The organism is Serratia sp. 14-2641, from assembly GCF_001692375.1.
In the GTDB taxonomy this organism is placed as follows: Bacteria; Pseudomonadota; Gammaproteobacteria; order Enterobacterales; family Enterobacteriaceae; genus Chania; species Chania fonticola_C.
Map to the genome: position 1 here is coordinate 496,367 of NZ_LXKR01000001.1, position 12,442 is coordinate 508,808.

The window sequence follows — 12,442 nt, forward strand, 5'->3', positions numbered from 1 at the left end:
CCCCTTATCACGGATGAAACGTGCTCTCTTCTTTTATTCTCAATGCTGAATTATTGCCGGTTGACGGCTTTGCTGGCCTGATCGCGCAGTGTCACTTCTCTGTCGCGGATTACCACGACGATCTGTTTGCTGCCGCCGGTATCGATTTCCCTGAACATGTCGCACCAGCAGTCGCCAAACGTAAGGCGGAATATCTGGCCGGGCGCTATCTGGCACGCTGGGTGCTGGCAGAGTTGGGGCATCAGGATTTTACTTTATTGCGCGGGGAGAAACGTGAACCGCTCTGGCCCGCTGGGATTGCCGGGGCGATCAGTCACAACAGCGATACAGCGCTGTGCGCTGCTCAGCATGAGAGTGGGGCAGGTGGCGTGGGTATTGACGTGGAAACGCAGATCCCATCTGTACGGGCAGAAGAGTTGTGGAGCGGCATCGTCAATGAGGACGAATGCCAGTGGTTACGCCAACGGCCACAACCCTTTAATCTGCTGTTGACGCTGGTATTTTCCGCCAAGGAAAGCCTGTTCAAGGCGCTTTACCCGCAGGTGCGCTGCTACTTTGATTTTATGGATGCGCGGGTGACCCAGCTGGATATGCAGGCGCAGACCTTCGAGCTTGAATTGCAAAAGACGCTGACGCCGCTTTGCCACTCAGGCCGCCGCTTTAGTGGGCGTTTCTGGCAGCAAGGTGACGCTGTCACGACATTGATTTATTTTTAAAATCAGTATTTTACTACCTTCTGCGTAGCCGGTGGCGTGCACCTTCCAGCATCAACAACATGACCGCCAGCCAGATCGGGATATAGGTTAGCCACTGGTTGGCGTTAATGGTTTCACCCAATAGTAGTGCGACGATCACCAACAACACCGGCTCAACATAGCTCAGCAGGCCAAACAGGCTGAACGGGAGCAGGCGACTGGCCAGGATATAGCACACCAGCGCCAGCGCGCTGATAATGCCCAACAGAGGGATCTGCAAATACAGCAGCGGTTTGGCCGTTAGCGCCGCCAGCGGTTCTGAGCCACCAAGTGCAAACAGCGCGGCGCCCGGCAGCATCAGTGTCAGCTCAAACCACAGTCCGCCCAGATGATCGGTGCCCAAGCGGCGGCGCAGAATAAAGTAAACGGGATAGCCTAGCGCGACAACCAGCGTCGACCAGGAAACCCCGCCCACCAGGATCAGCTCATTACCCACGCCAACCAATGCACATAGGGCCGCCATCTTTTGCAGCACAGACAGGCGATCGCGGAAAAAAACTCGCCCTGCCAACACCATGGTCAGCGGCAACAGGAAATAGCCGAGTGAGACATCCAGTGCCATGCCGTGCAGCGGTGCCCACAGGAATAGCCACAGTTGGACGCCCAGTATGGAGGTGGTGAGCAGCAGCAACAGCATGCGTTGCGGGCGCAGGCGTAGCCAGTGCAGCATTTCCTTCACCCGCGTCCAGTCGCCGGAGAACAGCATAAACAGCGTCAGAAACGGCAGCGTCAGCAGGGTGCGCCAGCCATAGATTTCCTCGCCGTCGAGTGGGGTTAGCATTGAGGTGTAGTAATACATCACGCCGAACAGCAGGGAAGCGACGACGGAAAGTATGATGCCCTTGATCACCAGCGTTCCTGATTATTTACCCGTCGTCTTTCAAACTACAGCGTTGTTGACTGCGCTTGCTCACCCTAGTCACTTACTAAAAGTAAGCTCCTAGGGATGAGCAAGCTGGCCGCCTAGCTGAAGCTTGAAATCCATAGGGTATAGATTAAGATCCAGCGGCTACTCTAAGGTTATTTAGCTCTAACAACAATGAATTACGCCGGACTGGACAACAACGGCCAAGCGGTTAGAATTATACCTGTGTATTTATCCAGGCAAAGGCGATGACAATCGATCTGTTTGAAGATGCGCTGCCACCGCCCTGGCGTGAGGAAATCGCGCCGGGGGCGGTGGTATTGCACGGTTTTGTTCGCGATCACGGGCCGGAACTGCTGGCGGCGGTCAACGGCGTGGTGGCACAGGTGCCTTGGCGGCATATGACCACGCCGGGCGGTTTCACCATGTCGGTGGCAATGAGCTGGTGCGGCAACGGCTGGAACAGCGACAGTAATGGCTACCGCTATTCGCAGCGCGATCCCGGAACCGGCAAAAGTTGGCCAGAAATCCCGGCAATTTTGCTGGCTTTGGCCGATGAAGCGGCTTTGCAGGCCGGGTTTGGTCATTACGTCCCGGATTCCTGCCTGATGAATCGCTACGATCCGGGCAGCAAGCTTTCGCTGCATCAAGATATTGACGAGCATGATTTTACGGCACCGATCGTTTCGGTATCGCTGGGGCTACCGGCCGTTTTTCAGTTTGGTGGCCTGCAACGCAGCGACAGAACGCAGCGTATCCCTCTGGCCCACGGTGACGTGGTGGTCTGGGGCGGCCCGTCGCGATTATGTTTCCACGGCATCATGCCGGTGAAAGAGGGTTATCATTCACTGGTGGGGTCACACCGCATCAATATCACCCTGCGCAAGGCGCTTTAACGCGGGTTCCTGGCCTAAACTGGCCACCAGATAATCAATAAACACCCGCAGCTTGGGGGGCAGATGCTGAGTTGGGGCATACAGCAGCCACAGATCGCCATGATAGCTGCTGAGGAAATCCCATTCTGGCAACACCTGCACAATCTCACCGCTGGCCAGCGCCTGGTGGGCGGTAAAGTAGGGCAGGCTGCCGATACCAATATGCTGTTTCACCGCGTCCAACCGAACTCCTGTGTGGTTGGCGGCATAGCGCCCCCGGACATTGACCGAAACCGTCTTGCCGTTGCGGCGAAAACGCCAGCGTGCGTCGCTGGGCGTCTCCCCCAGATAAATGCAGCTATGCTCCGTCAGGTCTCTTGGGTGACGCGGCGTGCCCTGTTGGGCCAGGTAATGCGGAGTGGCGCAGAGCAAATGTTCGATGGTCATCAACGGGCGGCCGATCAGGCCCGGTGACGGGCGGTCGGTGATGCGTAGTGCCAGATCGACCCGATCGTCGATCAAATCCATGTAGCGGTCTTCCAACCGTAGATGAACATCCACCTGCGGATAGCGCTGCAAGAACGCCGGCATGTGAGGATGCAGAACAAAGTGCCCGACGGCCTTCGGCACGCTGACGCTGATCGTCCCTTCCGGCTCAGCGCTGCCCTGGCCGCTGATGGTCAACACTGAGTTGGCGGCATCCAGCATGATGCGGCAGCGCTGAAACACGGCCTCTCCTTGCTCACTTAGGCGCAGTTTGCGGGTGGTACGGTGCAACAGCCGTACGTTCAGCGCTTGTTCCAACCTGGCAACGCTGCGGCTGGTGGCAGAAGGGGAACTGCCCAACTGGCGGGCGGCGGCGGAGAAGCTGCCGCTTTCCACCACCTGAACAAAAACGGCCATTTCAACCAGCAGTGCGCTGGAAAGATTTGTGCTCACGGCGCAAAGGTCCATTGTGATGAAGACGGATTATCAGCCGATTATGGCACGAATATAATAACGGCGTTAACCAGGAGAGAGCCCATGACCGAACGACTTTATTATTATCACGATGATTTGCAACTCCAGGCACGGGTATTGTCCTGCACGGCGCAAGAGGATGGCAGCTATGCGGTGCAGTTGGATGCGACACTGTTTCACCCACAGGGCGGCGGGCAGCCAAGCGATAGCGGCACGATCGGCGGCGTAGCGGTGTTACGAGTTGCCGCGCAGGGCGATCAATTACTCCATTATCTGGCCGAGCCATTGCCTTGTGGCCTGGTCACGCTGGAGATCGACGGTGAACAACGACACCTGCATACCCGTTGGCATTCTGCCGGGCATTTGATTGGCTGGCTGGGGGAGGGCCAAGGCTGGCAGCCGGTGAAAGCGCACCACTGGCCGGGGGAAGGGCGTATCACCTTTGCGCCGGGTGCGCAGACAACAGTGTTGGAACAGGAATACTTGCAGCAACGGTTGATGGATTTGATCGCCGCCGATTTGCCACGAAGGCAGCAAGAGCAGCAAGGCGTCCGTCAGGTCGGGTTTGGCGATCTGCCAGCTTATGGCTGCGGTGGCACCCATGTGCGTTCGCTGGCGGAGTTGGGCAAGGTGCAAATCACCGCCGTCAAGATGAAGAAAGGGCAGTTGATTGTGCAGTATCAGGTGGATTGATGGGGCCTGTAGGCGTGCCTGGCCACTGCTTGGCGCGTTACTGCTTTTTTCATCATTAGTTAGCGAAATTAGTTCGTTCAACTCCGTGCCGTTTTGGTTTGTTATCTAACCCATAACAAACCGACATAAAGAAGGCACGGCACCCATGTTTAATTTTCCTTTCAAGACGTTAACCAGCGGACTGGCAGTGGTCTTAGGCGCTGCCGCTGCGGCGAGCCCGGCCATTGCGGCGGTGCAGGGCGGCACTCTGATCTATCTGGAGCAGCAGGCCCATACCAATCTGTATCCCCCTTCCGGCGGGTTTTATCCCAACGGCGGTATCCTTAACCAGATCACCGACAAGCTGACCTACCAGAACCCCAAGACGCTGGAGATCGAACCCTGGATCGCCGAGTCCTGGTCCAGCAACCCCGATAAAACGGAATATACCTTCAAACTCCGCCCCGGCGTGACGTTCTCCGACGGGACGCCGCTGGATGCCAACGCGGTAGCGAAAAACTTTGATACCTATGGTTTGGGCAATAAATCGCTGCGCTTGCCGGTTTCCGAGGTGATCAATAACTATGACCACAGTGAGGTCATCGATCCGCTGACGGTCAAATTCTATTTCAAACGCTCGTCCCCAGGTTTCCTGCAAGGTACGGCGACCATCGGTTCCGGGCTGGTATCGCTCAGTACGCTGAACCGCCAATACGATGAACTGGGTGATGCGCGCCATATTATCGGCTCTGGCCCGTTTGTGGTGAGCGGTGAAACCCTGGGGCGCGAGGTCGATCTCAGCGTACGTAAAGACTATCACTGGGGACCGGCCAAGCTGGCTCAGCAAGGGCGGTCCAATCTGGATGCCATCAAGGTGATCGTCACTCCGGAAGACAGCGTGCGAATTGGTGCGTTGCAGGCCGGACAGGCGGACTTTATTCGCCAGATCCAGGCTTACGATGAGAAGCAAACCCAGGATCAGGGCTTTACGATCTATGCCGCGCCAACCCGTGGCGTCAACGACAGCATTGCCTTCAGACCAGACAATCCGCTGGTGGCCGACATTCGCGTGCGGCAAGCGCTGCTGCATGCCACCGACAGCAAACAGATCGTCGATACGCTGTTCTCTGCCAACTACCCACAAGCCAAATCGGTGATTGCCTCCTCGGCAGCCGGTTTTGTCGATCTCTCCGACAAGTTGACCTTCGATCTGGCGAAGGCCAACCGCCTGCTGGATGAAGCCGGTTGGCAAAAGGGCAGCGACGGCCTGCGCCAGAAGGAGGGTAAGAAGCTGTTGTTAACGGTGTACGAGTCGCTGCCACAGCCGCAAAACAAGGCGGTGCTGCAATTGGTCTCGCAGCAGTGGGGCAAGGTGGGGGGGCGGTTGAATATCTTGGCAGGCGATGCAGGTAGCCGGGTGGCGGATAACCTCGATCCGCAAAAGACTCCAGCTTCGGTGGTAGAAGTGGGCCGTGCCGATCCCGATGTGATTAAAAGCCAGTTTTATCCCACCAATCGTGATGGCCTGTTGCAGCAGGGTGGCACCAGCCAGAACAGTAAATTTATCGACAACTCGCTGAACCAACTGCTGCTGGGGATCGCCTCTGAAGTGGACCCGGCCAAGCGCATACAGATTGCCGGTGAGGCTCAAAAGTATCTGCTGGATCAGGCCTATGTGATCCCGTTCTTTGAAGAGCCGCAGGTCTTTGCCGGTGCACCCTATCTGAAAGGTGTCAACTTTGAAGCCGTGGGTCGGCCAAGTTTCTATGGCGCGTGGTTAGAGAAACGGTAACGCCATATTCGAGGAGATAAAGATGCTGAAATACCTGAGTGGCCGAACCGGGCAGGCGTTGCTGGTGCTGTGGGCGGCATTTACGCTGTCGTTTATCTTGCTGCAGGTACTGCCAGGCGATGCGATCCTGATTAAATTTCAGAACCCGGATATGGGCCTTAGTCCGGCGCAGATTGCCGACATGCGTGCCGCCTACGGTGCCGATATCCCCCTGTGGCAGCAATATCTGCATACGCTGGGGAATTTCCTGCGCGGTGATTTGGGCTATTCGATCCAGAACGGCGTGCCGGTGAGTGCCTTGCTGGCTGCCAACCTGCCTGCCACCCTGCAACTGGCGGTGCTGGGTTTCACCCTGGCCTTGCTGTTGGCACTGGTCATTGCCTTTGTCTCCAATCTGATCGGTTTTGGCTGGCTGAAATCGGCGCTGCAATCGCTGCCTGCGCTGTTTGTGTCGGTTCCCACCTTCTGGCTTGGCATCGTGTTGATCCAGATCTTCTCATTCCGGCTGAAGCTGGTGCCGATCATTAATCCAGGCGAGTGGGTTGGCCTACTGTTGCCGATCGCCACCTTGGCAATCCCAATCTCTGCACCGCTGGCGCAGATCCTGATCCGCAGCATTGATAGCGTGCAAACTCAGCCGTTTGTGGCGGTGGCGCGTGCCAAAGGGGCTAGCCGTAGCGGAGTGCTGTGGCGACATGTGGCGCGCAACGCCATGCTGCCGGTGCTGACTATCGCGGGTATTTTGTTTGGCGAACTGATCGCCGGAGCGCTGATCACCGAAACCGTATTTGGCCGCAGTGGCCTGGGGCAACTGACACAGCAGGCGGTCGTGAACCAGGATGTGGCGGTGTTACAGGCGGTGGTGATGATCTCTGCCGCCGCCTTTGTCTCCCTCAATCTGCTGGTCGATCTGCTTTTCCCGTTGCTCGATCCCAGACTGAAAACCTATGCAGGAGCGACCCGATGAGCAGTATTCCGTTGGAAAAATCCGTGATGCCGGAACGCGATCTGTCCGGTGGGGAAGCCGAAGGGAGTGTACGCACAGCCAGGCGCGCTCAGCGGCGTTATCCGCTTAGCCTGTGGCTAGCCTGGATCGTGCTTGGGATCGCTGTGCTATGGGCGATCGCCCCAGAACTCTTTACTGCGTACAGCGGCACGGAAGGGATTGCCGGAGCACAACGTCTGGCACCCGGTGGTGAACACTGGCTAGGCACCGATCCGCTGGGGCGCGATCTCTACGCCCGGATCGTCTATGGCGCATCGCACACTTTATCCGCAGCGCTAGTTGCCGTAGCGCTGGGGCTGGTTGTGGGGACGTCGCTGGGCCTGGTCGCCGGGGCTTTAGGCGGCATCGTCGATGATGTTGTGATGCGCTTGGTTGATGTTTTGCTGTCGATCCCTGGGCTGCTGCTTTCTTTGAGCGTAATTATCCTGCTGGGCTTCGGCACGGTGAATGCGGCGCTGGCGGTGGGGATCTCGTCGGTGGCCAACTTTGCGCGTCTGGCACGTGCGGAGGTGCTGCGGGTGCGGCACAGCGACTACGTTGAAGCGGCCTACGGCAGCGGCGGACACTTTTGGGCGGTGCTATGGCGCCATATTCTGCCTAATTCGCTGACCTCGGTGATTGCATTCTCTGCCCTGCAGTTTGGCAATGCCATTCTGGCGATTGCCACCCTGAGTTTTCTGGGATACGGCACGCCACCGCCCACGCCGGAATGGGGCTTGCTGATCGCCGAAGGGCGTAACTACATCTCAACGGCCTGGTGGCTGACTACCTTCCCCGGCCTGGTGGTGGTTGCCGTGGTGCTGGCCGCCAACCGAATCAGCCATGCATTAGGGAGCGCGCGCCGATGAACCCACAGACAACCGTTTCACCTGTGCCACTGCTGGAACTGGATAACGTTTCTATCGCCTATCAGCAGGGCAACAGCAGCCAGCGGGTAGTGCACAACGTTTCTTTTACCATTCAGCCGGGGGAAGTCGTTGCCCTGGTTGGGGAGTCTGGATCGGGGAAAACCACCACGGCCCAGGCGATTATCGGCCTGCTGGCGGAAAATGGTCGCCTGGAGCAAGGGGCGATCCGGCTTAATGGCACCGATATTGCGCACTGGTCACCGCGCCAGTTGGATGCGGTGCGTGGTGCGCAGATAAGCCTGATCCCGCAAGATCCCGCCAGTTCGCTGAACCCGGTTAAAACCATCGGTGAGCAGGTTGCCGAGATCATTAATATTCACCAACGCCTGCCACGCAAGCTGGTACAGCTTCGGGTAGTGGAGTTACTCACACGCGTGGGGTTGACTCACCCGGAATTGCGGGCGCGCCAGTATCCGCATGAGCTTTCCGGCGGCATGAAGCAGCGGGTGCTGATTGCTATCGCTATTGCGTTACGGCCCGCGTTGATCATTGCCGATGAACCGACTAGCGCGCTAGACGTAACGGTGCAAAAACGCATTCTCGATCTGATCGACGAACTGCGTCAGGAGTTTGGCACGGCGGTGCTGTTCGTCACCCATGATTTGGGCGTGGCGGCGGAACGGGCCGATCGGCTGCTGGTATTTCGTCATGGCAGGGTACAAGAACAGGGGCAAACGGCGGCGGTATTGCAGGCACCGGCGCATGAATATACCCGCCGCTTGTTTGCCGATGTGCCTTCACTGGCCTCCGTCGCTCCGCCAGCGATCGCCCGTAAGGTAGAACCGGCTATCGTCGTCAACGAACTGGTGAAGGATTTCCGTTTTGCTGGCAGAGGCGGGCAGGCGTTCCGCGCTTTGGATCGGGTGTCGTTCAGCGTGCAGCGTGGCACCACGCATGCGCTTGTCGGCGAGTCTGGCTCCGGTAAAACCACCTTGGCCCGCTGCCTGCTGGGTTTTCAGCGGCCGGATGCTGGGCAAATCATCATCGACGGCGTCGATTTTACCCGGCTAAAGGGCGAGGCGCTGCGCCAGTTTCGGCGGCGTATCCAACTGGTCTATCAAAACCCCTTTGCTTCGCTCGATCCGGCGCAAACCTTGTATCAGGCGATCGAAGAGCCGTTACTCAACTTTGAGCCTGTCGCCAAGGCTGAGCGTTACCGGCGGGTGCGGGAACTGTTCGAGCGAGTTGCTCTGCCTGCCGAGCTCTTGACGCGCAAACCGCGTGAGCTTTCTGGTGGCCAACGCCAACGGGTCGCCATCGCCCGTGCTCTGATACTGCAACCTCGAGTGCTGGTATTGGATGAAGCCACCTCGGCGCTAGACGTGACCGTGCAGGCGCAAATCCTGCACTTATTAGAGCAGCTACAGCGAGAGTTGGGGCTGACCTACCTGTTTATCTCGCACGATCTGGCGACGGTGCGGCAAATCTCGCACAGCGTCTCGGTGCTGTGCCGTGGGGAGCAGGTAGATGTGGGCACTACCGCCAAGATATTTGCCCAGCCGGGCAGTGACTATACCCGCCAATTGATTGCGGCCATTCCTGGCCGTGCGATGTACCAAACTTTGAAGGATGCCTCATGAGCGCTAAACGTCTCGGTTTTTTTACCCGCCTGCTGGATAACGGCAGTGCTCAGGAACGTTACCGGCTGGCCACCAGGCAAATTGTCCATGCCGAACGCGCCGGGTTCGACACCGCCTGGGTAGCGCAGCACCATTTTCATCAGGATGAGGGCGGGCTGCCTTCACCCCTGGTTTTTTTGGCTCAGGCTGCGGCGCACACCCGGCATATTCGTTTGGGGACTGGAGTAATCACTTTGCCGATGGAGTCTGCCGTTCGCGTGGCGGAAGATACGGCAGTGTTGGATCTGCTATCTGGTGGCCGGTTGGAAGTGGGGCTGGCGGCGGGTGGAACCCCGTCTTCGTTTAGCGCTTTTGGTATTGATGCCGAGCGGCGCAATGCGGCGTTTAACGATAATTTACGTATTCTGCTGGACGCCTGGGGTGGCGAAGCGCTCGGCAATGCCGCCAACCGACTCTATCCGGCCGCTCCCCAACTGAAAAAACGCGTCTGGCAAGCCACCTTCTCTATTGAAGGTGGGATCCGGGCCGGTAAGGCTGGGGATGGGCTGATGCTGTCACGCACTCAACCCAGGCCACTAACTGCCCCAGATACGCCACTTGATGAGCTGCAAAATCCGATTATTGACGCCTATCTTGCCGCACTGCCACCAGGGGTAGAGCCGCGCATCATGGGATCGCGTACCGCTTTTGTAACCGAAGATCAGAACCGTGCACGTGATTTTGCTGCACAAGGGCTTAGCCGCGGATTGGAACGTTTACGCGCCAGTGGGCATCAGGTGCAGGATGAGTCGCTCGACGGCCTGATCCGCGCTTTTGACGTGCATCTCGGTACGCCAGAGCAGGTGATCGCCTCGTTGCAACTCGATAGCGCGCTGGCCCGCGTCACCGATTTGGCATTTCAGGTGCACTCTATCGATCCGCCACACGCCTATATTTTGCGCTCTATTGAGCTGATTGCTCGCGACGTTGCACCGGCACTGGGCTGGCAGCGGCGCAATCCTGCCACGTTGGCTTATTCACATCACGCAGAGGAAAACGTATGACCGACACCCAGGATCACTTGACCAGACTGGCTGAAATCGCCCCAGACTCTCCTTTGGCACAGGCCAGAGCAACACGTCAGGCGGCCACCGACGGGATTGAGGCCAGCTATCAGAGGCTGTTCGCGCCACAGGATGTGGGCGGTTTCGGGATTGCGGAGCGCCTGCTGTTGGCACAACGTATCAGTGAATGGCACGGCGATCGGCAACTGGCGGCGCATTATGCCCAACTGCAACAAGCTCAGCCCGCAGACGGCCCACGTTTGCAGGCTGCATTGGATCATGCAGAACGCCTGGCCTTCAAGCCTGCCGGGGCCGAAGCCAAACACTTACAGGCCTTGCAACAGGCGGGGTGGTCGTTGGATGACATTGTCACGCTTTCACAACTGATCGCCTTTGTCAGTTTCCAGAGCCGTCTGTTGTTCGGCTACCGCTTGCTGGCTGGATTGCCGGTAGCGACCAGCGGTCGTGCTCCCGTCCGAGCCTCCGCTTGGCGCACAGCGAGCCATACAGCCAGTGGCCGCCATGCACCGCCTGCGTTCACCAGCCAGGAGTTGGGATGGGAGCCCTGGATTGCTGCTAAACCCTTGGAGGCGTTTGACGAGCCGGGAAAAGCCTTGCTGACCAAGTTCGGTCACGCGGATTCTGACTATTTCCGTTTGTTGGCGCGCGATCATGCGGTGTTGGAACAACGAACCATCACGGATAGGGCCATTTTCTTCACCGCTGGTGGTCTGGCCCGCCAGGATCGGGAGTTGGCTGCGGCGGTGGCCAGCAAGGTGAACGGCTGTATTTACTGTGCTTCGGTGCATGCGCGTAAAGCGGCGCAGTTATCCAAAAGGGCAGAAGAGGTGCAGCGCCTGTTGGATGTCGCGCCTGGAGGGATCTTGAGCGAGGGGCAGGGTGAGGATTGGCGTACGCAAATAGACTTTGCCGCCGCGCTTTCGGCTACGCCACCGCAGGCCAATGCGGCTCAGTTGGCTGCGTTACGCGAACAAGGGTTGGGCGAACTGGAACTGTTGGACCTGGTGCAGGCGACGGCCTTCTTTGCCTGGGCCAACCGCTTGATGCTCACGCTCGGCGAACCTTATGACGATTGAGTCACACGGTGTTTAAACAGCAAAAAGCCCGCTTAGTTACCTAAGCGGACTTTTCTAAATATGGCTCCTCTGACTGGACTCGAACCAGTGACATACGGATTAACAGTCCGCCGTTCTACCGACTGAACTACAGAGGAATCGTGTGAACGGGGCGAATAATAGCGGTGCCGATGGGGCTTGTAAAGCATGAAAATGCACAAATGTTCCGTTTGTCGAGGTTGTGAGCAAATTGGCTTATTTTCCATCAGGTTAAACTTTATCACTGGCAGGCAGGTCGCCATCACTGCAGGCCGAGCACATTTTGTGAGTTAATGCCGAATTTTGCGGGGTGTTGATATTTCAAAGAACAAACCCAAGAAAATTCCTATTTATAAGGCAGGGGAGTAGGGGTGATTTCTAGGATATTTCCTGTAATTTGTGTGGATTGTTCCTAATGATCGGAGGAAAAGTCTGTTTAAGGATTATCATCGAGCCTTGTATTTTTAATACAACAATCAGAGAGCCTCGGATAAATCTTTAGATTGCGCTGTTGCTATAGGAAGTCATCCGGGTACGAGTGGAGTAAATTGCCAAAAAATGCGTTTTTAATAATATAAACATCTATTTTCAATCATGGGTAATAGTCATTTCCATTCGGAAAAATGGGGTTCCGATGATAGCGGTGAATATCGTCAGATCTCCATATATGTTATTGTTTTTAATATTATTTATTTTATGGTTTTGCGGTTTTTTTTACCCAAAAACCAGAGTGAATGCTGTTGTATGCGGGAGAGTGTCTTGGTCCTTCCTGGCGGCAAGCGCCGTTTTTGCCCCGCAACTCGGCGTTCAAGCTCGCTTGCGGAGTTGCTGGATATAAAAAATACCAGTATTATTTTGCACTTCATAAACG

General features: G+C 57.0%; 11 protein-coding genes and 1 tRNA gene. 9 read left to right on the plus strand and 3 right to left on the minus strand.

From position 1 onward, the window contains the following. The first annotated feature begins 20 nt into the window (after nt 1–20). Nucleotides 21–716, plus strand: coding sequence for a 4'-phosphopantetheinyl transferase superfamily protein (locus tag A6U95_RS02290; RefSeq protein WP_065683288.1), 696 nt, complete (start codon nt 21–23; stop codon nt 714–716). A gap of 13 nt (nt 717–729) precedes the next feature. Here A6U95_RS02290 and rarD read toward each other — a convergent pair whose 3' ends face one another. Further along, nucleotides 730–1,605, minus strand: a complete 876-nt coding sequence (gene rarD / locus A6U95_RS02295; protein ID WP_065683289.1) for an EamA family transporter RarD — start codon at nt 1,603–1,605, stop codon at nt 730–732. 263 nt (nt 1,606–1,868) lie between these two features. Between rarD and alkB the strand changes: the two genes are divergently transcribed. Then, on the plus strand, nt 1,869–2,516 hold the full coding sequence (gene alkB, locus A6U95_RS02300) for a DNA oxidative demethylase AlkB (protein ID WP_024528142.1): 648 nt from the start codon (nt 1,869–1,871) through the stop codon (nt 2,514–2,516). On the opposite strand, the gene A6U95_RS02305 is transcribed toward alkB, so the two are convergent. Continuing rightward, entirely contained in the window at nt 2,478–3,434 is a 957-nt protein-coding gene (locus A6U95_RS02305) for a LysR family transcriptional regulator (RefSeq protein ID WP_198927284.1), read from the minus strand. The two genes, alkB and A6U95_RS02305, sit on opposite strands and share 39 nt — an antisense overlap. Nucleotides 3,435–3,518: 84 nt before the next feature. Here A6U95_RS02305 and A6U95_RS02310 point away from each other — a divergent pair, with 84 nt between their 5' ends. The 7 genes from A6U95_RS02310 to A6U95_RS02340 all read left to right on the plus strand — a co-directional run bounded on the left by A6U95_RS02310 (nt 3,519) and on the right by A6U95_RS02340 (nt 11,553). After that, nucleotides 3,519–4,148, plus strand: a complete 630-nt coding sequence (locus tag A6U95_RS02310) for a hypothetical protein (RefSeq protein ID WP_065683291.1) — start codon at nt 3,519–3,521, stop codon at nt 4,146–4,148. A 145-nt stretch (nt 4,149–4,293) separates the two neighbouring features. Further along, on the plus strand, nt 4,294–5,919 hold the full coding sequence (locus A6U95_RS02315) for a TIGR04028 family ABC transporter substrate-binding protein (RefSeq protein ID WP_065683292.1): 1,626 nt from the start codon (nt 4,294–4,296) through the stop codon (nt 5,917–5,919). A gap of 22 nt (nt 5,920–5,941) precedes the next feature. Then, nucleotides 5,942–6,886 (plus strand): ABC transporter permease, encoded by a 945-nt coding sequence (locus tag A6U95_RS02320; RefSeq protein WP_065683293.1) that lies wholly within the window; start codon nt 5,942–5,944, stop codon nt 6,884–6,886. Beyond that, nucleotides 6,883–7,773 (plus strand): ABC transporter permease, encoded by an 891-nt coding sequence (locus tag A6U95_RS02325; protein ID WP_065683294.1) that lies wholly within the window; start codon nt 6,883–6,885, stop codon nt 7,771–7,773. The genes A6U95_RS02320 and A6U95_RS02325 overlap by 4 nt, the downstream gene beginning before the upstream one ends. Further along, complete coding sequence (locus A6U95_RS02330) at nt 7,770–9,413, plus strand: ABC transporter ATP-binding protein (RefSeq protein WP_065683295.1); 1,644 nt, start codon at nt 7,770–7,772, stop codon at nt 9,411–9,413. The genes A6U95_RS02325 and A6U95_RS02330 overlap by 4 nt, the downstream gene beginning before the upstream one ends. Beyond that, nucleotides 9,410–10,456: a putative FMN-dependent luciferase-like monooxygenase gene (locus tag A6U95_RS02335; protein WP_065683296.1), complete on the plus strand. Its 1,047-nt coding sequence runs from the start codon at nt 9,410–9,412 to the stop codon at nt 10,454–10,456. The genes A6U95_RS02330 and A6U95_RS02335 overlap by 4 nt, the downstream gene beginning before the upstream one ends. Next, nucleotides 10,453–11,553: an alkylhydroperoxidase domain protein gene (locus A6U95_RS02340; RefSeq protein WP_065683297.1), complete on the plus strand. Its 1,101-nt coding sequence runs from the start codon at nt 10,453–10,455 to the stop codon at nt 11,551–11,553. Before A6U95_RS02335 ends, A6U95_RS02340 begins: the two co-directional genes overlap by 4 nt. Before the next feature lie 61 nt (nt 11,554–11,614). Here A6U95_RS02340 and A6U95_RS02345 read toward each other — a convergent pair. Further along, a tRNA-Asn gene (locus tag A6U95_RS02345) sits at nt 11,615–11,690 on the minus strand. Nucleotides 11,691–12,442: the final 752 nt, after the last annotated feature.

Coding starts and splice junctions, on each gene's coding strand:
- A6U95_RS02320 (WP_065683293.1), top strand. CDS start 5,942: ATGCTGAAATACCTGAGTGGCCGAACCGGGCAGGCGTTGCTGGTGCTG.
- A6U95_RS02330 (WP_065683295.1), top strand. CDS start 7,770: ATGAACCCACAGACAACCGTTTCACCTGTGCCACTGCTGGAACTGGAT.
- A6U95_RS02325 (WP_065683294.1), top strand. CDS start 6,883: ATGAGCAGTATTCCGTTGGAAAAATCCGTGATGCCGGAACGCGATCTG.
- A6U95_RS02335 (WP_065683296.1), top strand. CDS start 9,410: ATGAGCGCTAAACGTCTCGGTTTTTTTACCCGCCTGCTGGATAACGGC.
- A6U95_RS02315 (WP_065683292.1), top strand. CDS start 4,294: ATGTTTAATTTTCCTTTCAAGACGTTAACCAGCGGACTGGCAGTGGTC.
- A6U95_RS02310 (WP_065683291.1), top strand. CDS start 3,519: ATGACCGAACGACTTTATTATTATCACGATGATTTGCAACTCCAGGCA.
- alkB (WP_024528142.1), top strand. CDS start 1,869: ATGACAATCGATCTGTTTGAAGATGCGCTGCCACCGCCCTGGCGTGAG.
- A6U95_RS02340 (WP_065683297.1), top strand. CDS start 10,453: ATGACCGACACCCAGGATCACTTGACCAGACTGGCTGAAATCGCCCCA.